Consider the following 22677-nt stretch of genomic DNA (forward strand, 5'->3'; position numbering starts at 1 on the left):
ACTAATTTGTTATTTAAAAATGATGCTTTCTTTATTTAACTATTAGTAAATTGCAGTATTATTTATCGAAAACAATCGCTTTTACAAACAGCTATGAATCTGACTATTGAAACTCCGGCACTTTTATTTTCGGCTACTTCATTGATATTACTCGCTTATACCAATAGATTTTTGACCATTGCCGGAATTATTCGCGGACTCAAAAAAAACTACGACGAAAAAGCCAACCAAAACACCTTACTCGAAATTAAAAACCTCAATTTGCGCCTCACATTAATCAGATATATGCAAATGTTTGGCGTTTTGAGTTTGTTTATGTCGGTTTTTGCCATGCTGCTTTTGTTTTTAGAACAACATTTGGCCGGCATTTATTTGTTTGGCATTAGTTTGTTGTGTTTGCTGATTTCACTGGGCATCTCATTTTGGGAAATCAGTATTTCGGTCGAAGCTTTGCGCGTTCATCTGAGCGGATTAATTAATAACAATCATGAATAGTCTATTCCCGAGCGAGCCACTGGTTTTGCATTGGCCTGATGCCGAACTTGAATATTATCCGAACTTTTTTAGTGCTGATATTGCAGATGAATTATTCAGAGAATTGCGTGAAACGGTTCCGTGGCAACACGACAAAATCAGGATTTTTGGTCAAGAGCATCTCCAGCCCAGATTGACGGCTTTATTTGGCAACGACGGAAAACCTTATTCATACTCAAATATTACCATGCAACCACATCCGTGGAATTTACTATTGCAAAAAATCAAATATCAAATCGAGAGTGCTGCCGAAGTATCATTCACGACAGTGCTACTTAACTATTACCGCGGCGGAAAAGACAGCAACGGTTGGCATGCCGATGACGAAAAAGAACTCGGGCAAAATCCGGTGATTGCTTCGGTGAGTTTTGGTGCTGAGCGTTGGTTTCACCTCAAACACAACACACTTGATATCAAACAAAAAATTTTACTCGAACACGGAAGTTTGCTCATCATGAAAGGAACTACGCAACATTTTTGGAAACATCAAATGCCGAAAACGGCGCAACCTGTGGGCGGACGCATTAATTTGACGTTTCGGGTTATTCATTAAATTTAATTTATGGAACAAATCATCGCTTATTTTTCAACGATTCCGTCAGCGCACCGAAGTTTAATCTTGGTGAGCGGCATAACGATTTTTTGGTTGATTGAAAACCAGTTTCCGCTGTTTAAATTAAAATACAACAAATGGCAACACGCGGGCATTAACATCTTCTTTACCCTCACAACCATTGTGATCAATTTTCTGCTGGCTTTTATCTTGGTCAAGACTTCTGATTGGGCGGTGAAGCATCATTTCGGATTGCTTTCTTGGTTGCCCAAAATGCCTATACTGCTGCATACTTTAGTGGGTTTGTTGCTTATGGATTTTTTCGGCGCTTATTTAATTCATTGGCTCGAACATCGCGTTTCTTGGTTGTGGCGTTTTCATTTGATTCATCATACCGATACATGGATTGATACTACTTCGGCCAACCGTCATCATCCCGGCGAAAGCGTTCTGAGGTTTATTTTTACAACTTTGGGCGTTGCTTTGGTAGGTTGTCCGATGTGGATGATTTTTTTGTATCAGACTTTATCTGTTGTGGCCACGCAATTCAACCACGCCAATATCAGTCTGCCCGGAAAACTAGATTTATGGTTGAGTTATTTGATTGTTTCACCTGATATGCATAAGGTTCATCATCATTATAAATTACCTTATACCGATAGCAATTATGGAAACATCTTTTCGGTTTGGGATCGATTATTGGGCACATACATGACCTTGCCAAAAGAGCGAATTATTTATGGAGTTGATACGCATCCGGATCCAAACGAACACAACAAAATCAAATCGTTACTGTTGGTTCCCTTTCGAGCCAAAAGAACCGCCTCAGAACCTGAACAAAAAAATTTCGAGTAGTTGTAAATCAATAATTTTTTTTACTAATATTGGATACATAAAAACGTAACCAACTAGAAAAAACACCTTTGAAATAATTTTCAACCCATGAAAAAGAGTAGACGAGAGCTTACCCGGGAAGAAAACGAAAGATTGATTTCGCTAGCCCTTGAAGAAAGAAACCCTTTTGAGGTTATTAAAAAAGAACTTGGCATTGATGAAAAAGAAGTGCTCGAGATTATGAAAAAAAGAATGCCTGCCGACCAATACGAAGTCTGGAAGAAAAAGGCCAATGCATCCAAACCCAAGCCCAAGCCGATTCGTGTAGATGATTTTGACGACGAACTTGACGGAAAATACTACATTAGAAATAGATTTTAAAAAAACAGACTCCTGCCCTTTTCGGCGGGAGTTTTTTTATTTGCCCCAGTATCTTGAAAGGCACTTTTAATCAGTAAAACTAAAAAATAAGAAAAATAATTTTAATTTTATTAAAATATAATTTAATTTTATTTAACTTTGACTCATCAAATTAAAGTTATATGCGTCCAAAACTTCCTATTCAATGCCCGGGCTGCGAAAATCCACTTTCAGTATCACAACTAAGCTGTAGTGTTTGTAGCACACAAGTTTCAGGAACTTACAGCTTACCTATGCTATTGCAACTAACAGAAGATGAACAAAACTTTATCATCCAGTTTTTGCTCAGCAGCGGAAGCCTTAAAGAAATGGCAGCTCAAATGGGCAATAGTTACCCAACTGTGCGCAACAAACTCGACGACTTAATTCAAAAAGTGCAAAACCTCAAAGAAAAATATCAATCATGATTACTGCTTTCTTTAATCCGTTTGAAAAAACTTCAGAGCAAAAGCAATTGCTTGTGGGTTTATTGACATTACTCGTAGGTGGCCTACTAGGTTATTTGTTTAACGCTCGTTATGACGGTGTAATTGATTTACATTTTACCGAAAAAGTTCAATATTCTGAACCTCTAGTTGATTTGTTGATTGTTTGCGGCACAACGTCAATTTTGCTTTTTGGTTTAGGTAAAATCATCAACTCAAAAACTAGATTTATTGATATACTCTACCCTACATTGTGGGCCAAAATTCCCTACACTTTAATTACCTTCTTTAACATCAATCAAGCGAGTTATAAATCGGGTAATCAAATTATGGAAGCCTTTCAGAAAGGAAGCCATTTTGAACCATCAACGGCAACTTTGGCTTTACTTTTAATCGAAGGAGCTGTAATGCTTGCAGCCTTGATGATCAGTGTGGTTTGGTTGTTCAATGGCTTTAAAGTGGCTACCAACAGCAAAGGCACACGCAACAACATTTATTTTATTTTGATTTTGATGCTGGCAGAAGTGCTTTCAAAATACCTTATTTCTGCAATTAATTAAAAACATTATACCATGGTTATCATTGAAATTCAAGACAACAATTATGTCTTTCACATCAAAGGATTGCATAAAATCTGGGCTTTGAGATCAAAAATTACAGTTCCTAAAAACGATGTTGTTAAAGCCTATCAAGATCAAGAAGAGCTGCATAAATTCTGTGGATTCAGGTTTGGAACTTATGTTCCGTTTGTGATCATTGCCGGAACTTATTTTCTGAACGGAAAAAAGAATTTCTGGGATATGACGCGTGAAAAAAATACCATCATCGTCGAACTCAAAAATCAATATTACCACAAACTTTATATTGAAGTTGAAAATCCTGAAAACGAATTATCACTTTTAAATCAATAAAAAAATGAAAAAACTACTGATTTTAAGCTTGCTTATATTTGCAAACACTCGGGCGCAAGAAAAGAATTTTACAGCACAAGAAGTTAATGTAAACTCATTACTCAAAGGCACACTTTACAATCCGAACAAAGCGAATAAAAATACTGATCTCGCTATCATTATTGCCGGCTCGGGCCCAACTGACCGAAACGGAAATCAACCTGAATTACAGAATAATTCACTTAAATATCTCGCAGAAAGTTTGGCACAAAACCAAATTGCCGCATATACTTTTGACAAACGAGTGATCGCGCAAATGGCTCAAGGAACTTTGTCTGAAAAAGATTTATCTTTTGATGATTTCATAAACGATGTAAAAGAAATTACTCAATATTTTAAAGCGAAGAATAAATACCACAAAATTATTCTCATCGGTCATAGTGAAGGTTCATTAATTGGCATGGTCGCTGCGCAAACTCAAGCTGATGCCTTTGTATCAATTGCAGGAGCAGGCCGACCGATTGATGAAGTATTAATTGAACAAATTCAAAAACAAGCACCCAGCATGACCGCTGAAGTCAAAGAAAATCTTGAAATGCTCAAAAAAGGGCAAACCTTCGAGCTTAAAAATCAGGCTATGGGTATCTTGTTTCGCGAGAGCGTTCAACCATATATGATTTCATGGCTTAAATACAATCCACGCGTTGAAATTCAAAAGCTCAAAATACCGGTTTTGCTGCTCAACGGCAGCCGCGATATTCAAGTTCCGGCCTCGGATGCTGAATTACTCAAAGCAGCAAAATCAGATGCACAGCTCAAAATTATTACTGACATGAACCATGTTTTTAAAAAAATAACCACCGATGATATGATGGATAACATTGCATTGAGCTCACAACCTGATGTTCAAATCATGCCTGAATTGGTTGATAGCATTAATCAATTCATAAAATCACACTAGCTCAGAAACATTTTTATACTTTTGGCGTCAAAAGGCACATTTAAAACCTATTATGAAAAAACTAATTTTTGTGCTCATGACGCTAACTTGTCTTGGGCCTTTGCAACTCAACGCTCAAAGTAAGAATGCCATTCGGGTAAAAATTGATCTAAATACGATTGAAAATGATCAAGTTCCGGTAACAGTCATCGCACCCAAAATCAGTAGCTCTGAGGTAATTTATCACATTCCTAAAATTATTCCGGGAACTTATTCTGAAGATAACTACGGAAAATTTATTGAGCAATTCAAAGCCTATGACAAAAAAGGAGCTTATCTCGATGTCACTAAAGTAGATGATAATTCCTGGAAAATCAGCAATGCCAACAAACTGGAATCCATCAGTTATAAAGTAAATGACACCTATGATGTTGAAGACACGCACGATATTTTCTCGCCCGCGGGCAGTAACATCGATGCCGGAAAAAACATCTTGCTCAATACCCATTGTTTTGTTGGTTTTTTTGACAACTATGCCGAAAATCCGTATCAACTAACCATTGAACATCCTGAAAATATTTGGGGAGCAACATCAATGACCGACACAAATGTTTCGAACAGTATTGATCAGTTTACAACCAGCAGATACAATGAATTGGTTGAGCATCCAATCATGTACAGCAAGCCAGACTATAAAACCTTTAAGGTAAACGGCATGGATATCCTTATTGCGGTATATTCGCCCAACGGAGTTCATACTGCCGAAGAAGTGGCTCCTGCAATGGAAACCATGATGACTGCTCAGAAAAACTTTTTGGGTAGCATCAATACCACTTCAAAATATAGCGTTTTGATTTATCTATCAGATATGCAATCAGGCCACGATGCGCAAGGTTTTGGAGCACTTGAACATCCAACTGCAACAACTGTAGTTATGCCCGAGCAAATGCCGGCCTCTGACTTAGCCGAACAACTCAAAGATGTGGTTTCACATGAATTCTTTCACATAGTAACCCCATTGACCATTCACTCAAAAGAAATTCAAAATTTTGATTTTTCATCTCCTAAAATGTCACAACATTTATGGATGTATGAAGGAGTCACTGAATATTTTGCCAATTTATTTCAAGTAAACCAAGGGCTTATTTCAGAAGATGATTTTTACGCGCGCATTTCATCAAAAATGGCCAATGCAGGCAATCTAAATGATACGATGCCTTTTACCGAAATGAGTGCGAACGTGCTGACCAAACCCTACAAAGATCAGTATTTAAACGTATATGAAAAAGGGGCGCTCATCGGCATGTGCATTGATATCCTCATTCGTGAAAAAAGCAACGGAACACGTGGAATCTTAGACTTAATGCAAAAGCTATCAACTGAGTATGGTGTCAACAAAGCTTTTGACGACAATGAATTATTTGCCAAAATAACGGCGCTCACCTATCCTGAAGTGGGTGATTTTTTAAAAAAGTATGTTTCTGGACCAAACCCAATACCTTATGATGAATTTTTGATCAAAATGGGCATCAACAAAACTGCCGTGAGCAATCCCGGGAATCCGTTTATCAAAGGACAAATGCCTACTATTGATATTGATCCTCAAACCAAACAAATATCAATTCGCTCTGACATTGAACCCAATGTTTTTTATATGAATTTGGGAATCAAACCAGGTGATCAATTACTTGAAGTGAACCAAAAAGCTTATAATCTTGACAATATCTACGAACTCATCATGGCCAGTCAAACTTGGCAAGAAGGCGATGATGTAAGTGTAAAAATCAAACGCGACGGAAAAGAACAATTCATCAAAGGCAAAGTTCAAATTCCAACTGAATATACCGTTGGTTTTAAAGCCGATGAAAACAAACAAAAAGCATTGCGCGAAGCTTGGCTTAAAGGCTAAAAAAATGGCACCAACAAAATCCTCAGAACAATACGTTTTGGGGATTTTTTTTATTTATTTGCTCAAATTTATTTCATGAAAAAATTGGCTCTTATTTGCCTTGGCGGAATACTTTTGTCCGCCTGCAAAAAAATCGAAAACAACTCAGCATTACAACTTAGCGGCACAGTAGTCGGACTTAAGAAAGGAACCATCTATGTACAAAAATTTGCCGATAGCTCATTAGTCAATATTGATACAATTCACATTGATGGAAACTCGGATTTTCAGACACAATTAAATTTGTTTGAACCTGAAATGATTCAGCTCATTCTTGACCGAGGCGCCACAAATTCAAAAGATGATCAATTGCCTTTTTTTGCCGAGCCCGGCCACATTAGGATTGAAACTTCACTCGATGCTTTTTCTGAGGGAAAAATTACGGGTTCAGCCAATCAAAAAATATACGATGAATTCAAAGCTGTCAACAGCCGATTTACTGATCAAGATCTTACATTAATTCAACTGGGCTTTAAAGCTTACAAAAACAAAAATCAGCTACAGCTCGACAGTATTCGCTTGGCGCAAAAAGAGGTACTCAAACGCCGTTATTTATATGCAGTTAATTTTGCTTTGAACCACAGAAATCGAGAAATCGCGCCTTATGTAGTTTTGACAGAAATCCCCAATGTCGGACTCAAGTTTTTAGACACAATTCAGAAATCGCTTCCTGAAAAAATAAAAAAATCTTTATACGGTAAAAAGATGATGGAATTGTACCAAGCCAGAGTTAAAAGCGGAACTTAAATCCATAAAAAAACCACCTGATAAAGGTGGTTTTTTTGAGCCGATGGAGGGACTCGAACCCACGACCTGCTGATTACAAATCAGCTGCTCTAGCCAGCTGAGCTACACCGGCGAATGGTGATTTCGATTGCAAATATAGAAGTGTATTTTAATTATGCAAAATAAAATCACAATTTTTTAGAACAAATCAAACTATTGTAAAGCGTTGATTTTGTCAACCAATTGATTGGCAGTTTCTTCAAGTTCTTGATTGATTTGTTTGAAGTGTGCTTTTTTGTTCTCAACGTTTTTGGCATTTACTTTGGCAATCAAACTGTCAAAAGCGCGAATAGCTTCTTCAATCACTGCATTGCTCGCATCTGATGGTTTACCAGTAGTTGAAAGTTCATATAAATAAACTGCTTCAATGATATCGCCCAAAACAAAATTGATATCTTTCTTTAAATTTCTAACATTTGCCATAATAGGTATTTCTTTTAAGAATTTGCCGCAAAAGTACAGCGAATTGATCGGTTAAAAAAACTAACTGATAAAAATTTCAAGCAAAGTCGCTTGACCGCTCAATTGATATTGATTCATTGCTGCCGGAATTAAAATGGTATCACCGGTTTGATATGAATAAGTTTGCCCATTAAAAATGAGTTCAAAAATTCCTTCGGTACACATATACACAACAAAAGAATCTAGTGAACGTGCAACTTTTTTTTCGCCATTCAATGGAATATAATTGGTCGTAAAATAGGGGCAATCAACTATATTGTTGGCTATATTTTCTTGCTGACGATATAATCTTTCAGCTTCAGTTCTTTGGTAATTAATCGCATCCAAAGCCAAATCTACATGCAATTCGCGTTTGTTGCCTTGTGCATCGGTTCGGTCAAAATCGTATAATCGATAGGTAATATCAGAGGTTTGCTGAATCTCGGCAATGACCATTCCGGCACCAATGGCATGAACGGTTCCGGTTTGCAAGAAAAACACATCCCCTTTTTGCACCGGTTTATAATCGAGTAAATCTGTAAGTGTATTGTTGTTTAGATGTTCTAGGTATTCGACTGCGTTGGAATCTTTTTTAAAACCAACTATAAGTTCAGACTCAGGGTCGGCTTGCATCACATACCACATCTCAGTTTTTCCGAATGAATTGTGTCGAGCTCGCGCCAATTCATCGTTCGGATGCACTTGAATGGATAAATCTTCACGCGCATCTAAATATTTAAACAACAACGGAAACTCAAAACCAAATTGCTCATGTACTTTTTTACCCATCAACTCATCGGGAAATTGAGTAATCAAATCGTTGAGTGAGACACCCCTGTATGTTCCGTTAGCTACAATACTTACATCACCCGAAACACCCGATAATTCCCAACTTTCACCAGTTATATCTGAGGTAATAGGCTTGTTCAAATAAGTTTTGAGTTTGGTTCCGCCCCAAATGCGTTCTTTTAAAATCGGGGTAAATTGTAGTGGGTATAATTGCATCAATATTAAATTTTATTCGCCTTTATAAGTGACAAAGTTGCGCGGAGTTTCATATAAAGTTATTTCAAGCGATAGCTCTGGTTTGAGTCGTTGCGCTATTTTTTTCCAAATGACCACCGCAATGTGTTCAGCGGTTGGAATCAAATCTTGAAACTCAGGCACATCTAGATTGAGATTTTTATGATCAAAAGGTCGTTCTACTTCTTCATAAATCAAATCAGCAAGCTCCTTGATGTCAATAACATAACCCGTTTCAGGGTCAATTTCACCGGTAACACTCGCAATAAGTTCATAATTGTGCCCGTGAAAATTTGGGTTGTTGCACTTGCCAAAAATGCGCTCGTTTTGCTCATCCGACCAATCGGGACGAAATAGTCTGTGTGCGGCATTAAAATGGGATTTTCTGCTAACGGTTACTTTCATTTTATAGCGTGTGGGCTTCTAGATAATGATAAAACTCGTCAAAGATAATCTTAAACCAAACGGTATACAAATCTGGATTTTGTTGCAAATCTTGACGGATTTCTTCAATGTGCATCCATTTCCAACTTTCAACTTCATCGGGATTAATTTCGGGCTCATTTTCATAATAACCCACCATCACATGATCGAGTTCATGTTCGGTCAAACCATTGTCAAACGGCGCTTTATAGATAAAATGAAACAATTCTTTGAGTTCGGTAACAAAACCCATTTCTTCTTGCAAACGGCGTTTTCCGGCTTCAATATTGGTCTCGCCCGCACGCTGATGACTGCAACAGGTGTTGGTCCAAAGCAGCGGCGAATGATACTTGTGGTGTGCGCGTTGTTGCAACATCACTTCATTTTTTTCATTGAGGATAAACACCGAAAAAGCCCGATGCAAGACCGCCTTTTGGTGTGCTTCAAGTTTAGGCATGAGACCAATAGGCTCATCGTCTGTATTCACTAATATAACTTGTTCTTCGTTCATAGGAAAGGATCGGTTCAAAAATACAAAAAAACAACAGTCTTCGAGGCCAGTAAACAAATTGTGATAAGTTTAACGGGCGTTTATTGACGCTTGTTTCTGCGTAAATTAATTTAGCTGTACTTGTTAAGTTTTTTGTAAAAAAATTTGAATGTCATCCAGCCGACAAATCAACTCGTATATGCAGCGTTACATTTGTAGTAAATAAATCTTTAACTTATGAAAAATCGATTGAATCTCTTGCTTTTATTGATCATTTTGTTTGGTTTTATGGGCGTTGCTTGCAGTCAAAGTAAAACTGCACAGACAAAGCAAACTGTTTCAGAAAAGCATTCAAAAAACCCTTATTATTCAAGAACGAACACAAAAAAGTTAGTGCTGGCCGATTCTATTTGGAAAAAAATATTAACAGAAGATTTGTATGCTGTTTCCAGACAAGCTGAAACCGAACGCGCTTTTACCGGTAAATATTGGCAAACCGATGTTAAAGGGACTTATTATTGCGCAGCTTGTGGCCGTAAATTATTTCGATCAGATACCAAATTTCAGAGCAGTTGTGGATGGCCTAGTTTTTTTGAACAAGCCGACAAAAGCAGTATCATTTTCAAATCTGATAACTCATACGGAATGCAGCGCACAGAAGCATTGTGCGGACGCTGCGGCGGACATCTCGGTCATTTGTTTGACGACGGGCCTGAGCCAACCGGAAAACGCTATTGTATGAATTCCATCGCACTTGATTTTGAACCAGACACCCAAAAATAACATGAAAAAACATCTCTTTTTACTGCTCATCTGCGGATGTTTATTCGCCCAGAATAAAACCAATTCTATCACTACAAAAGCCAAACTCGAAACCATTACTTTAGGTGGCGGTTGTTATTGGTGCGTAGAAGCTGTGTATGAAAATTTGCGCGGCGTACAAAGTGTCGTTTCAGGTTTTGCTGGCGGAACTACTGTGAATCCAAGTTATGAAGAAGTTTCTTCAGGACAAACCGGTCATGCCGAATGCGTTCAAATCACCTATGATCCGAAGGTTACTTCACTCGACGAAATTTTCAAAGTGTTCTTTAGCGTACATGATCCAACAACGCTCAACCGTCAAGGCGCTGATCATGGAACCCAATATCGTTCGGTGATTTTTTATCAAAACCCTCAACAGAAAAAAGCAGCTCAAGACATCATTGGTGCATTACAAAAAGCCAAAGTGTTTGACAAACCCATTGTAACGACTATTGAACCAATCAAAAAGTTCTACAAAGCTGAGAATTATCACCAAGATTATTTTGCCAAAAACCCGAATCAGCCTTATTGTCAATTGGTCGTAAAACCCAAAGTTGAAAAGTTTGAGAAGTTGTTTAAAAGCAAACTAAAACACGAACAAAAATAAGCTCTAGAATTCACAAACAGCTGTTACATAATTTGCGTTTTGCTGACCAATTCAACAAATTTTGAATTATGAAACATAAAACGCTTGCTTTACTCATCTTTGCTTTTATTGGTTTTTCAGCTTGGGCACAAGACAATTCCATCCCAAAATACGCTCCAATCGATCTAGAATTACAGCGCCAAATCGAACAAATGGACCAAGCATTTTTCGATGCTTATAACCAATGTGACATGAAAAAACAAGAAGCTATTTATGCCGATGACATCGAATTTTTTCACGACAAAGGCGGACTCATGACTTCAAAAAAAGAGCTTCTTGAAGCCACCCGAAAAAACATCTGCGGAAAAGTAACGCGCATATTGATTCCCGGCTTAATTGAAGTCTACCCAATTCACAACTACGGCGCCGTTGAAATAGGCTTTCATCGGTTTTACAACAACCAAGAACCCAATGCCGAGTCAAAACCCAGCAAGTTTATTATAGTTTGGAAAAAAGAAAACGAGCTTTGGCGCATTGCTAAAGTGGTGAGTTTGCATTGAGAGTTGTGGGTTGTGGGCCTGCCTGCCGGCTGAAACAGGTTGTGGGTGCACAAACTAAACTTCTTAAACTTTTTAAACTTTCTTAAACTTTCTTAAACTTTCTTAAACTTCTAAACTTCTTTCAACACCTTTTCAAAAGCCTTCCGCGCTGAACCGTGAAAATAAACTTCACCGCAATAAGTATAACCCAATCTGTCCATGATGCGCAACATCGGCGCATTGTCAAAATTCGTATCTACTTTAATACTCAAAACGCCTTTAGAAATGGCCAAATCTTCAATCATTTCAAAAAGCTTTGTGGCCAAGCCTTTGCCTTTCGCGGCATCTGAAGTGGCTACCCTGTGAATCACAACATAATCGCCGTTCGTAAGCCAAGTATCGAGTACTTCATAAGCCGGTTCCACATCAAAAATGATGGCCGCATAAGCCAAAACTTCATCGTTATCCACCAAAACATATGCGTTGCCCAAAGCCAAATCTTGTTCTATACTTTGCGGGTTCGGATAACCGTTTTGCCATTGCTCACTACCGTCCAAACGGCGGCGTTCAATGGCTTGTTGCAAAATCGTCCATATTTGCGGAACCTCGTCAATCGTGGCTGTGCGTAAAATCATGGGTGTACAGTTGCGTTTGAAAGTAGTTTTTTAATCAGTGAAATTTGCCCCAAATGATAATACGCATGCTCAATCATTCCATCAATATTGCGCTGATACGTTCCGTATTTTTCATCCACAAAAGCAGTATTTAATTGTTCATCAGGCATTTGCTCCACCAATTGTGCAAATGCTTCGCAATCGCGCCAAAATTTTTCCAAAAAGGCTTCCCATTGCTCTTGAGATTCCATCGGCTGGAAATCAAAACTAAACTTGTCTCTAATCTCGAGCGAACCGCCCAAAAAAACCTGCTTAATCCCGGCAATATAATAGTGAATATGCTGCGCCAAAACAGCAATTGTATTCAAATCAGCCATGCGAGCAGTTGCTGTTTTTACATCCAAACCTTGCAACTGACGGCTATAATTGGTGTTGGCAATCCAAGTTCCGCTGAGCATCACCTCACGAAATCGATGCGCCAATTGAGTTGATTGATTCATAAACTTTTTTTAAGCAATTTATAAAAGTTTTCAGTTATTTGAACTTGGGCGTGCCCCTACGGGTCGGGCTTTCCGCTTTATTTTGCTCGTACCTCACAAAGATATCGCTGCTATCCCTCACGCAAATCCGTATCTGTAGCATCAAGCGTATAATGCGGCAATCTTGCGCGCGCACCATTCGCCGTCAATCGCTGCCGAAATAATGCCGCCCGCATAACCGGCACCTTCTCCACACGGATACAAACCTTTAATGGCTACATGCTGCAACGTTTCAGCATCACGCGGAATGCGCACCGGCGATGAAGTTCTCGATTCAGGCGCATGCAAAATAGCCTCGTTGGTCATATAACCGCGCATGGTTTTGCCAAATTCTGCAAAGCCTTGTCGCATGATTTGGGTTAAAAAGCCCGGAAACACTTGCCCGAGTTCTACCGAAGTCGTTCCCGGAACATAAGACGTTTTCGGAATATCCGCTGATAATTTATGTTGGGTAAAATCAACCATACGCTGCGCCGGAACTTTTTGAGTTTTTCCAGCCATGTGCCAAGCGCGTTGCTCTATCTCTTTTTGAAATTCCATACCGGCCAGCGGACCAAATTTCTGAAAAGGCTTAAAATCTTCTAACTTCAACTCGACCACAATCCCTGAATTGGCCGTAGCCTGATCGCGCTTAGATGGCGACCATCCGTTGGTAACCACCTCGCCCGGGCTCGTAGCACAAGGCGCAATCACACCGCCCGGACACATACAAAACGAATACATCCCGCGACCGTTGACTTGCTTGACAATACTGTACGGAGCCGGTGGTAAATATTCACCTCGCTGGGCACAACTGTACTGAATTTGGTCAATCAGATTTTGCGGATGTTCCGCGCGAACGCCTAAAGCAAAAGGTTTGGCCTCAATGAGAATTTGTTTGCGGTGCAAGAGTTCAAAAATATCGCGTGCCGAATGTCCGGTGGCTAAAATAATATGTTCGGCCTCAATGGTTTTTCCGTCATGTGTTATGACACCGCGCACACTTTGACTTTTAATCATGATATCGGCAACGCGTGTTTCAAACAAAACCACACCACCGCTGGCGATGATTTGTTCGCGCATGTCTTGAATAATCTGCGGCAATTTGTTGGTGCCAATATGCGGATGCGCATCGACCAAAATATCGGGCGAAGCGCCAAATCCGACGAGTAATTCTAAAATTCGATTTACATCACCGCGCTTTTTAGAACGCGTATAGAGCTTTCCGTCAGAATAGGTTCCGGCGCCGCCTTCGCCAAAACAATAATTGGAATCTTCGTTTACTAAATGATCGCGATTGATGGCTTTAAGGTCACGACGACGGCCGCGTACATCTTTTCCGCGCTCAATAACGATGGGCTTTAATCCCAATTCGATGAGTTGTAGAGCCGCAAATAATCCGGCTGGGCCTGCACCTACTACGATTACTTCACGCGCGTTTTGCACATTCGGATAATTGGGCAGGGAAACAGCATCGCTGGTAACAGATTCGCCTTGAAAAAAAACCAAAACTTTAAGGTTGATTTTTATGGCTCGCTGACGCGCATCAATCGAACGTTTTACCACCACTACCTTTTGGATTTCTGGCACCGAAACTTGTAGCAATTGAGCCACATATTTCTGTAGCTGTTGTTCATGTGCAGCTATTTCTGGTGAAGCCTGTAGTTTTAATTCGCGTGGCATGGGTAACTTTTTGCGCAAAAATACTCAATTGAATTATGTATCAATAAAAAAGGTTCAGCTTTCGCCAAACCTTTTCATTTATTTATTTGAAGTATTAATTTTTAACAAACTTGTAATTTTCAACCTGCTGACTCATGTTTACTTTTACAAAATAAACACCGCTTTGCAAATCGGCTACTGAAATACTTGTTAATGATTCAGCTGGCTTGATTGATTTTACCAGAGTTCCATTGACTGAATAAATATCAATAGTCTTGATTGAATCAGTAGTCATGTTTTGAATATTTAAAACTGTGGTGGCCGGGTTAGGGAATACTTTAACCGATTCACCTCTAACCGCAATTGCATGAACACCCAGCGCTACAGCATTCTCTAAAAAGTCTGGCGTTCCGTTAGCATTGGTATCATCATTGGCCGGGTTTCCATCATGGTTATAATCTTCAAGGAAAGTCAACACACTGTCGCCATCGTCATCATTGTCAAGATAATTCGGAATACCGTCTGAATCAGAATCTAAAACTGTAGTTGGATTTGAAGTTGTTTGATTTCTGTTGAACACATATTCAACATTGGTCAAAATCAAATCTCCATCGTCATCATTGTCATTGTAATTCGGAAGGCCATCAAAATCAGTATCGTCATTGGCTAAATTAGTGTCGGTATTGATATCTTCAAGGTCTGTAGAAACTCCGTCATTATCTGCATCAACAGCACAATCAATAACGCTTAGGTTGACGGCTTTGATCAATCCGTTTCCTGCCACATAAAGGGTTTCAGGATTAGACACATTGATATATGAACTTGAAACGATTGGATTAGTTCCGGTTTGCGCATCGGCTAATGAGTGATAAAAAACAACAGGCACTTGAGCATCGCCAAATATATCAGCAGTAGCTACCGATAAATCAAAAGTTTGCAAACCATCGGTATCGTCATCACAACGCACAAAAGAATAATTGGCAAAATAGCCCGGACGATAAAAACGCCAAGCTTCTTGAGTTGCCGTCCAATTTCCGGTATTTCTACCCGGAGGTGTAATAGCTTGGGTTCCGTCAAGATTGATTAAACCAACAACACCATTTCCGGAGTTCCATGAAGTACAAGATGCTCTTTGTATTAATTGAACGTCGATTACATTGGTGGTTTCGCTCAAAATCATTTGAAATGAACTAATGGCATTGATACCACAGCTAAAGTGAGGCTGATTGTTAAAATAAACAACAAATTTTCTGTATGGTGCAGTTCCGTAACTTCCGTAGGTTAATGAACCTGTACCTGTGTTGTTGTATAAATCTTCGTAACATCCTAAAATTGAATTTTTTACAGCAAAACTTGTATTGGGAATTGGATATGAAATTTGCCAAGGTGAATTATTACCTGCCGGAGTTCCGAAATAGATATAACCATTAGTACTGATGCGTACTGAAGAATATGTAACTCCGTAAAAATCAAAACTAAAAGGCAACTGGATAGATTCTGAATATAAATCATCCATTGTTGTTAATGATGCCAGTGTTCCTGAAAATGGTTGAAACGGTATAGGTGTTACCGAATAATTTGATTGTGCATTTCCTTTAAAAAAGAATAAAGAAAAAACAAATAAAAGAATGTAGTTTTGTTTCATAGCTTTTTACATTTTTATTGTTGAATAGTAACAAATGTATAATATTTATCTAAAGATTAAGCCTTTATGCGAAAAATAAAACTGATCTGGGATTTTAGAGGCATTGGTGCTGAAAAAACAGCCGAGCACCATGAAATTCACCTCAAAGAATACATCAAAGCCGAAGATTTATCTATAAATATTACCGGTTTTGAAATTAAAAATGAACTACACGCTATTGCCTATATGGTTGTTGAAGAAGCCGATATGATTTCAGTACGCGATGCTTTGCGTCCACATCGAGGCGAAGTGTATTCTTAAGTTTTTAATTGGCCACTTCACTGATGAATTTAATACGCATTAAACGCAATTCGTCAATATCATACGCTCCGTCAAATTCGCGTAAAGCGTCTTCAATTCGGTCCGTTTCAGATTCCATAAAATACTCGTGAATTTCTTCTTGCTGATCTTCATCCAGAAATTCATCAACCCAATAAGTAATGTTGAGTTTGGTGCCTGAATAGACAATTTGCTCCATTTCTTTGAGCAGAGCATCCATGCTCAAACCTTTTGATGAAGCAATGTCATCAAGCGGAAGTTTGCGATCGATATTCTGAATAATATATAGCTTGTTGGCCGAATTGGCTCCAGTAGAACGTACAACTAAATCATCCGGACGAATAATATCGTTTTCAGTAACATAACGACTGATAAGCTCAACGAAGTCTTTTCCATACTTTTTGGCTTTGCCCTCACCTACTCCATGTGTATTGGTAAGTTCATCAATATTGATTGGATATTTAAGAGCCATATCTTCAAGCGATGGATCCTGAAAAACCACAAACGGCGGAACTCCCAATCGTTTGGCTACTTTTTTGCGCAAATCGCGCAACATGTCCATCAGTGCTTCATCGGCGGCACCAGAGCCTTTACCTGCCACTACAATTGACTCGTCTTCAAGATCATTGTAATCGTGGTCTTCGGTCATCATAAACGATTGCGGGTTTTGCAAAAAGTCCAATCCTTTGTCGGTGATTTTTAAAATTCCATAGGTTTCAATGTCTTTGCTCAAAAGACCTTCAACCAACACTTGACGAATGAGCGCCATCCAATGACGTTCTTCAAAATCACTTCCTGAACCGAAGAAATGCTGCGTATCAGTTTTATGCGCATTGATCACGGCATTCACGCGACCAATCAAGGTAAATACAATTTCTTTAGATTTATATAAATGCTTGGTATCACGCACTACTTGAAGCAATTTGACCACTTGATCTTGGGCTTCTTTTTTGTTTTTTGGGTGGCGAACATTGTCATCCATATCAGCGCCTTCGCCGGTTTCGCTGTCAAATTCTTCCCCAAAATAATGCAATAAAAATTTGCGCCTAGAAATAGAAGTTTCGGCATAGGCGACCACTTCTTGCAACAGCGCAAAACCAATTTCTTGCTCAGCTACGGGTTTGCCCGACATAAACTTCTCGAGTTTCTCAACATCTTTATAAGAGTAATAGGCCAAACAATGACCTTCGCCCCCATCACGTCCGGCTCGACCGGTTTCTTGATAATAACTTTCAAGCGATTTGGGAATATCGTGGTGAATTACAAAACGCACATCGGGTTTGTCAATGCCCATTCCGAAAGCAATAGTTGCCACTACAACATCTACTTCTTCCATCAAAAACATATCTTGATGTTTCGCTCGTGTTTTGGCATCTAATCCGGCGTGATACGGAACCGCACTGATTCCGTTTACTTGAAGAACTTCGGCAATTGATTCAACTTTTTTGCGACTCAAACAATAAATGATGCCTGATTTTCCTTTTTGTTGTTTGATAAAACGAATAATATCCGTCTCAACACTTTTGCTTTTCGGACGTACTTCGTAATATAAATTCGGACGATTAAACGATGCTTTAAAAGTAACAGCATCGGTCATATCCAGGTTTTTGAGAATATCTTCTTGAACTTTAGGTGTTGCGGTAGCCGTTAAGCCAATAATTGGAATTTGCCCCAATTGTCGAATAATATGTCTGAGATTTCTGTATTCCGGACGAAAATCATGTCCCCACTCAGAAATACAGTGCGCTTCGTCAATGGCTACAAATGAAATAGGCACTGATTTGAGAAAAGCAACGTATTCTTCTTTGGTAAGTGATTCAGGAGCAACATACAACAATTTAGTCATACCGCTGCTGATGTCTTTTTTAACCTGATTGATTTCGGTTTTAGTAAGTGATGAATTCAAAACGTGAGCAACTCCATTTTCGGCTGAAACACCTCTGATAGCGTCCACCTGATTTTTCATCAAGGCAATCAAGGGAGAAACCACGATAGCTGTCCCCTCTTGAACCAAAGCTGGCAATTGGTAGCACAACGATTTACCACCACCGGTAGGCATAATCACAAAAGTGTTTTGCTTGGCTAGGATACTTTTGATAACAGGCTCTTGTAAACCTTTAAATTGATTGAAACCAAAGTACTTTTTGAGTTCTTTGTGTATGTCAATTTCGTTTGAATTCATGCTCTTTATTAATGGTAATTTGTATAAATTTGCGACACATAAAAGTACAACTTTTTTTATTCGTACAAAATTTTATAAAACTCTGTTTTGACAACACACGAAAATATACTAAAAACAGCCAAAACAGCGATTCTTTCACAGAGTGAATCCATCCGAAAATTGGTTGATTATTTAACCCCTGATTTTGCACAAACAGTCGAAGCCATCTACGAATGTAAAGGTAAATTGGTTGTTACCGGCATCGGAAAAAGCGCTATCATCGCCCAAAAAATAGTGGCCACCATGAATTCAACCGGAACCCCGGCTGCTTTTATGCACGCCGCCGAAGCCATTCACGGTGATTTAGGCATGATTGATTCAAAAGATGTAGTTATTTGTATTTCAAAAAGCGGTAACAGTCCTGAAATAAAAGTCTTAGTACCTTTTTTAAAAGAATACGGCAGCAAACTCATTGCTATTACAGGTAACAAAACATCTTTTTTGGCAAAATCGGCTCATTTAGTTTTAGACGCTACTGTTGATGCCGAATCTTGCCCGAATAATCTTGCGCCTACCAACAGCACAACGGCTCAATTGGTATTGGGCGATGCACTTGCGGTTTGTTTGATGGAATTAAAAAACTTCAGCGCCGAAGATTTTGCTCGTTTTCATCCGGGTGGCGCTTTGGGTAAAAAATTGCTCTTACGTGTGCGTGACATGCTTGATCAAGCACTCAAACCAATGGTTTCGCCAGATGCGCCCATCAAAAAAGCCATTATGGAAATTTCAGAAAAAAGATTAGGCGTAACCACGGTGGTTGAAAACAATCAAATTCTAGGCATCATTACCGACGGTGATATTCGAAGAATGCTCAATGAGCGTGATCATTTTTCAGATTTGTGTGCCCGCGATATCATGACCAAAAACCCGAAAATGATTCAGGCAGACGCTATGGTTATTGATGCGTTCAACCTCATGGAAGACAACGCCATTACACAAGTTGTTGTGGTTGACGAAAATCAATACAAAGGCATCATACACTTACATGACATTTTAAAAGAAGGAATTGTTTAATGAGTAAAAAAGAACTCAAAGAAATGTCGTTTTTGGAGCATCTTGAAGAGCTTCGAAAAATTCTCATTCGCGCAACTCTAGCCATTATCATTATGGCTACTGTTGTTTTTTTTGTGAGTGATTTTATTTTTGATTCGGTTATATTTGGCCCAACACGTACCAGTTTTGTTACCTATCGCTTTTTTTGCGATTTGTCACATTATGTTGGATTTAAAGACAGCATTTGTGTTGAAAGCTTGCCGTTTATCATACAAAACACTGATATGGAAGGCCAAGTCAACATTTTGGTTTGGATTTGTTTGGTAGCCGGATTTATTCTTTCATTTCCTTATATATTGTGGTTGCTCTGGGGGTTCATCAGTCCTGCATTATATGAAAAAGAACGAAAAAACGCTGCCCTTTTCATTTTTGTAGCATCAATCTTGTTTTTTCTCGGAGTTTTGTTTGGTTATTTTGTGGTGATTCCGATGTCGGTAAATTTCTTTGCTACTTTTAAAGTTAGTGATATTGTTCAAAATCACTTTACCTTAGATTCGTATATCGGAATGGTCAAAACCTCGCTCATTGCCAGCGGCTTATTTTTTGAACTTCCAATTATTATCTATTTCCTAACCAAGCTCGGGCTTGTAACTCCGGCTTTTTTGCGCAAATACTGGAAATACGCTGTAGTCATCATCTTGATTGTAGCCGCCATTGTAACACCTCCGGATGTAGTGAGCCAATTGATTGTGGCTATTCCGATGTTGATTATTTACGAGGCAAGTATTTATATTTCCGTTTTAGTTCACAAAAAACAACTCAAAGAAAATGGCTGATTTAGTTCAAGAATTCAATGATTACCGCGCTAAGATGAATGAAAAACTCTTGGCAGACGACAACAAAGTCATCAAACGCATTTTTAATCTCGATACCAACGCCTACAGCGAAGGTGCTCTTGATGTCAAAACGAAAGAATTGCTAGGATTAGTGGCCTCAGCAGTATTGCGCTGCGATGATTGCATCAAATATCACTTGGAAACAGCCTACAAAAATGGCGTGAATAAAACTGAAATGATGGAAGCCATGAGCATTGCCACTTTGGTAGGCGGCACCATTGTGATTCCGCATTTGCGCAGAGCTTATGAATTTTGGGAAGCGCTCGAACAATCGAATTAATTTGTTTATTTGTACAGCAAAAAATAACTCAGTAATTTTCAGATGAAATTAAGAGCGGAAAATTTAGTCAAAACCTATAAAGGGAGAAGCGTCGTAAAAGGTGTTTCGGTTGAAGTAAACCAAGGAGAAATTGTCGGTTTGCTAGGGCCCAACGGAGCCGGAAAAACTACTTCTTTTTACATGATTGTCGGATTGGTCAAACCTAATTCCGGAAAAATCTTCCTTGACCAGCTTGAAATTACTGATTACCCAATGTATAAGCGCGCACAGCAAGGTATTGGTTATTTGGCGCAAGAAGCTTCGGTGTTCAGAAAGCTCAGCATTGAAGACAACATCATGAGCGTTTTGCAACTCACCAATTTGTCCAAAGCCGAGCAAGAAGCCAAAATGGAATCACTGATTGACGAATTTAGCTTACAACACATCCGAACCAATCGCGGTGATTTGCTTTCAGGTGGTGAGCGTCGTCGTACAGAAATTGCCCGCGCTTTGGCTACAGACCCAAAATTTATATTGTTGGACGAGCCTTTTGCGGGTGTTGATCCGGTAGCGGTTGAAGATATTCAGCGCATTGTAGCCCAGCTCAAAAACAAAAATATTGGCATTCTGATTACCGACCACAACGTACAAGAAACACTTGCCATTACTGATAAAACCTATTTGATGTTTGAAGGCGGAATTCTCAAAGCCGGCAAGCCCGAAGAATTGGTTGAAGACGAAATGGTTCGCCGCGTTTATCTCGGACAAAACTTTGAATTGCGCAAAAAGAAATTAGAATTTTAAGGTGAATCCTTCAGAAAACAAACCCGAACAAAACCCAGCTCATTGGGCATGGGGCATGTTTTATTTCAACAGAAATGATCCACGCGTTTTTGTAGAAAAACCCAATCCAGTCTACGGAATCACGCTCAACTTCGCGCATCCAAAAACCTACGGATTCTTACTAATTTTATTTTTATTCTTCGGATTTATCGTCTACATGATAGAGCGAAAATAAATCAAGCTTTGTGCGTGATTTTAAATTTGTTGTCTACTACTGAAAGCAAAACATAAGTTACGATGATGAGTGGCAAAGCCGAAACTTGCAACAAAATCAACATCAAAACTGAAAGCGCCAAAAAGAAGATTTGCAGTTTGTATTTCGTAAAGCTGAAGTTTTTTACTTTGAGTGAAAACAGCGGCAATTCGGCATTCATCACATAAGCACTTAAAAGCGAAAGCACCAACAAAAACCAAGGATTGCTAAACAATTCAATCACCAATAAAGTTTTGGGAATCAGCGGCAAACTCATAAAAAACAAGGCATTGGCCGGTGTAGGTAAACCAATGAATGAATCTGTTTGACGTGTATCAATGTTAAAATTAGCCAACCTAAAGCACGCACCCAAAGTAATAATGAAACCAGCGTATGACATGTAATCACAACCTTGCGTCATTTCAAACATCGAGTACAACACATAACCAGGCGCAACACCACTAGTCACCATATCTGCCAGTGAATCGAGTTGTAATCCGAGCGGTCCGGAAACTTGAAACAAGCGTGCGAAAAATCCGTCAAAGAAATCAAAGAAAATCCCCAAACACACCCAAAAAAAAGCCATTTCAAATTGATGTTCTGCAACCGAAACTACTGCTAAACATCCGCTGAGCAAATTCAACAAGGTAAGCGTATTGGGAATGTGTTTTTTAATGTGCATGAAATTTATTTTGAATCGCAAAAATAATACAATAAGTTCAAGTCTGACGCGTTTTTGAAAACAGTTTTCACTCTTAGCTTTTTGGGTTGATTTCAAATCAATCACCGCAAAGCTCAATAAAAATATCTATTTTTGACAAAACTTAGTTACAAAAAAACAATTGCTTTGAAGAACTCACTTGTTTGGTGTTTGTTGGTTAC

29 protein-coding genes and 1 tRNA gene are annotated in these 22677 nt (G+C 38.9%); 19 read left to right on the top strand and 11 right to left on the bottom strand.

Features of this window, described 5'->3' with window-relative positions:
- Positions 1–93 precede the first annotated feature (93 nt).
- The 10 genes from KIH23_RS03550 to KIH23_RS03595 all read left to right on the top strand — a co-directional run bounded on the left by KIH23_RS03550 (position 94) and on the right by KIH23_RS03595 (position 7291).
- A complete protein-coding gene (locus KIH23_RS03550) occupies positions 94–495 on the top strand; it encodes a DUF2721 domain-containing protein (RefSeq protein WP_213211293.1) in 402 nt (133 codons plus the stop codon).
- Positions 488–1087, top strand: coding sequence for an alpha-ketoglutarate-dependent dioxygenase AlkB family protein (locus KIH23_RS03555; RefSeq protein WP_213211294.1), 600 nt, complete (start codon positions 488–490; stop codon positions 1085–1087). Before KIH23_RS03550 ends, KIH23_RS03555 begins: the two co-directional genes overlap by 8 nt.
- Positions 1088–1096: 9 nt before the next feature.
- Positions 1097–1942, top strand: a complete 846-nt coding sequence (locus tag KIH23_RS03560) for a sterol desaturase family protein (RefSeq protein ID WP_213211295.1) — start codon at positions 1097–1099, stop codon at positions 1940–1942.
- A gap of 87 nt (positions 1943–2029) precedes the next feature.
- Positions 2030–2302: a DUF2805 domain-containing protein gene (locus KIH23_RS03565; RefSeq protein WP_213211296.1), complete on the top strand. Its 273-nt coding sequence runs from the start codon at positions 2030–2032 to the stop codon at positions 2300–2302.
- 161 nt (positions 2303–2463) lie between these two features.
- Complete coding sequence (locus KIH23_RS03570) at positions 2464–2748, top strand: DUF2089 family protein (protein WP_213211297.1); 285 nt, start codon at positions 2464–2466, stop codon at positions 2746–2748.
- Positions 2745–3326 (top strand): hypothetical protein, encoded by a 582-nt coding sequence (locus tag KIH23_RS03575; protein WP_213211298.1) that lies wholly within the window; start codon positions 2745–2747, stop codon positions 3324–3326. Before KIH23_RS03570 ends, KIH23_RS03575 begins: the two co-directional genes overlap by 4 nt.
- 12 nt (positions 3327–3338) lie before the next feature.
- Positions 3339–3677: a hypothetical protein gene (locus KIH23_RS03580; protein WP_213211299.1), complete on the top strand. Its 339-nt coding sequence runs from the start codon at positions 3339–3341 to the stop codon at positions 3675–3677.
- Positions 3678–3681: 4 nt separating this feature from the next.
- Positions 3682–4617, top strand: coding sequence for an alpha/beta hydrolase (locus KIH23_RS03585; RefSeq protein WP_213211300.1), 936 nt, complete (start codon positions 3682–3684; stop codon positions 4615–4617).
- A 52-nt stretch (positions 4618–4669) separates the two neighbouring features.
- Entirely contained in the window at positions 4670–6505 is a 1836-nt protein-coding gene (locus KIH23_RS03590) for a peptidase M61 (protein ID WP_213211301.1), read from the top strand.
- Between the two features lie 75 nt (positions 6506–6580).
- Positions 6581–7291 (top strand): DUF4369 domain-containing protein, encoded by a 711-nt coding sequence (locus tag KIH23_RS03595; RefSeq protein ID WP_213211302.1) that lies wholly within the window; start codon positions 6581–6583, stop codon positions 7289–7291.
- 38 nt (positions 7292–7329) lie between these two features.
- Here KIH23_RS03595 and KIH23_RS03600 read toward each other — a convergent pair.
- The 5 genes from KIH23_RS03600 to idi form a co-directional block, all read right to left on the bottom strand.
- A tRNA-Thr gene (locus KIH23_RS03600) sits at positions 7330–7403 on the bottom strand.
- A gap of 80 nt (positions 7404–7483) precedes the next feature.
- Positions 7484–7753, bottom strand: coding sequence for a hypothetical protein (locus KIH23_RS03605; RefSeq protein ID WP_213211303.1), 270 nt, complete (start codon positions 7751–7753; stop codon positions 7484–7486).
- A 60-nt stretch (positions 7754–7813) separates the two neighbouring features.
- Positions 7814–8776 carry a type I phosphomannose isomerase catalytic subunit gene (locus KIH23_RS03610; RefSeq protein WP_249684768.1) on the bottom strand — a complete coding sequence of 321 codons (963 nt, stop codon included), beginning with the start codon at positions 8774–8776 and terminating at the stop codon, positions 7814–7816.
- Between the two features lie 12 nt (positions 8777–8788).
- Positions 8789–9199 carry a 6-carboxytetrahydropterin synthase gene (locus KIH23_RS03615; RefSeq protein WP_213211304.1) on the bottom strand — a complete coding sequence of 137 codons (411 nt, stop codon included), beginning with the start codon at positions 9197–9199 and terminating at the stop codon, positions 8789–8791.
- A gap of 1 nt (position 9200) precedes the next feature.
- Positions 9201–9728 (bottom strand): isopentenyl-diphosphate Delta-isomerase, encoded by a 528-nt coding sequence (gene idi / locus KIH23_RS03620; protein WP_213211305.1) that lies wholly within the window; start codon positions 9726–9728, stop codon positions 9201–9203.
- 216 nt (positions 9729–9944) lie between these two features.
- Here idi and msrB point away from each other — a divergent pair, with 216 nt between their 5' ends.
- The 3 genes from msrB to KIH23_RS03635 all read left to right on the top strand — a co-directional run bounded on the left by msrB (position 9945) and on the right by KIH23_RS03635 (position 11654).
- Complete coding sequence (gene msrB, locus KIH23_RS03625) at positions 9945–10490, top strand: peptide-methionine (R)-S-oxide reductase MsrB (RefSeq protein ID WP_213211306.1); 546 nt, start codon at positions 9945–9947, stop codon at positions 10488–10490.
- Between the two features lies 1 nt (position 10491).
- A complete protein-coding gene (gene msrA / locus KIH23_RS03630; protein ID WP_213211307.1) occupies positions 10492–11115 on the top strand; it encodes a peptide-methionine (S)-S-oxide reductase MsrA in 624 nt (207 codons plus the stop codon).
- A gap of 68 nt (positions 11116–11183) precedes the next feature.
- Positions 11184–11654 carry a nuclear transport factor 2 family protein gene (locus tag KIH23_RS03635; protein ID WP_249684769.1) on the top strand — a complete coding sequence of 157 codons (471 nt, stop codon included), beginning with the start codon at positions 11184–11186 and terminating at the stop codon, positions 11652–11654.
- Between the two features lie 110 nt (positions 11655–11764).
- Here KIH23_RS03635 and KIH23_RS03640 read toward each other — a convergent pair whose 3' ends face one another.
- From KIH23_RS03640 to KIH23_RS03655, 4 genes are all read right to left on the bottom strand, one after another.
- Complete coding sequence (locus tag KIH23_RS03640; RefSeq protein WP_213211308.1) at positions 11765–12268, bottom strand: GNAT family N-acetyltransferase; 504 nt, start codon at positions 12266–12268, stop codon at positions 11765–11767.
- Positions 12265–12747 carry a DUF1572 family protein gene (locus KIH23_RS03645; RefSeq protein ID WP_213211309.1) on the bottom strand — a complete coding sequence of 161 codons (483 nt, stop codon included), beginning with the start codon at positions 12745–12747 and terminating at the stop codon, positions 12265–12267. Before KIH23_RS03645 ends, KIH23_RS03640 begins: the two co-directional genes overlap by 4 nt.
- Positions 12748–12888: 141 nt before the next feature.
- Complete coding sequence (locus KIH23_RS03650) at positions 12889–14448, bottom strand: NAD(P)/FAD-dependent oxidoreductase (RefSeq protein WP_213211310.1); 1560 nt, start codon at positions 14446–14448, stop codon at positions 12889–12891.
- A gap of 94 nt (positions 14449–14542) precedes the next feature.
- Positions 14543–16072 (bottom strand): T9SS type A sorting domain-containing protein, encoded by a 1530-nt coding sequence (locus tag KIH23_RS03655; protein ID WP_213211311.1) that lies wholly within the window; start codon positions 16070–16072, stop codon positions 14543–14545.
- A gap of 66 nt (positions 16073–16138) precedes the next feature.
- On the opposite strand from KIH23_RS03655, the gene KIH23_RS03660 reads away from it, so the two are divergent.
- A complete protein-coding gene (locus tag KIH23_RS03660; protein WP_213211312.1) occupies positions 16139–16372 on the top strand; it encodes a hypothetical protein in 234 nt (77 codons plus the stop codon).
- Between the two features lie 4 nt (positions 16373–16376).
- On the opposite strand, the gene KIH23_RS03665 is transcribed toward KIH23_RS03660, so the two are convergent.
- Positions 16377–18572: a RecQ family ATP-dependent DNA helicase gene (locus KIH23_RS03665; protein ID WP_213211313.1), complete on the bottom strand. Its 2196-nt coding sequence runs from the start codon at positions 18570–18572 to the stop codon at positions 16377–16379.
- A gap of 87 nt (positions 18573–18659) precedes the next feature.
- Between KIH23_RS03665 and KIH23_RS03670 the strand changes: the two genes are divergently transcribed.
- Genes KIH23_RS03670 through KIH23_RS03690 form a run of 5 tightly spaced genes read left to right on the top strand, consistent with a single transcriptional unit; the run spans position 18660 to position 21777 of the window.
- On the top strand, positions 18660–19625 hold the full coding sequence (locus tag KIH23_RS03670) for an SIS domain-containing protein (RefSeq protein WP_213211314.1): 966 nt from the start codon (positions 18660–18662) through the stop codon (positions 19623–19625).
- Complete coding sequence (gene tatC / locus KIH23_RS03675) at positions 19625–20440, top strand: twin-arginine translocase subunit TatC (protein ID WP_213211315.1); 816 nt, start codon at positions 19625–19627, stop codon at positions 20438–20440. Before KIH23_RS03670 ends, tatC begins: the two co-directional genes overlap by 1 nt.
- Positions 20433–20780: a carboxymuconolactone decarboxylase family protein gene (locus KIH23_RS03680; RefSeq protein ID WP_213211316.1), complete on the top strand. Its 348-nt coding sequence runs from the start codon at positions 20433–20435 to the stop codon at positions 20778–20780. The genes tatC and KIH23_RS03680 overlap by 8 nt, the downstream gene beginning before the upstream one ends.
- A gap of 42 nt (positions 20781–20822) precedes the next feature.
- Positions 20823–21563, top strand: coding sequence for an LPS export ABC transporter ATP-binding protein (gene lptB, locus KIH23_RS03685; protein ID WP_213211317.1), 741 nt, complete (start codon positions 20823–20825; stop codon positions 21561–21563).
- 1 nt (position 21564) lies between these two features.
- Positions 21565–21777, top strand: a complete 213-nt coding sequence (locus KIH23_RS03690; RefSeq protein WP_213211318.1) for a DUF5808 domain-containing protein — start codon at positions 21565–21567, stop codon at positions 21775–21777.
- Position 21778: 1 nt separating this feature from the next.
- Here KIH23_RS03690 and pssA read toward each other — a convergent pair whose 3' ends face one another.
- Entirely contained in the window at positions 21779–22477 is a 699-nt protein-coding gene (gene pssA / locus KIH23_RS03695; protein WP_213211319.1) for a CDP-diacylglycerol--serine O-phosphatidyltransferase, read from the bottom strand.
- Between the last annotated feature and the right edge of the window lie 200 nt (positions 22478–22677).

The organism is Flavobacterium sp. CYK-55 (genome assembly GCF_018413465.1).
Taxonomy (GTDB): Bacteria; Bacteroidota; Bacteroidia; order Flavobacteriales; family Flavobacteriaceae; genus Flavobacterium.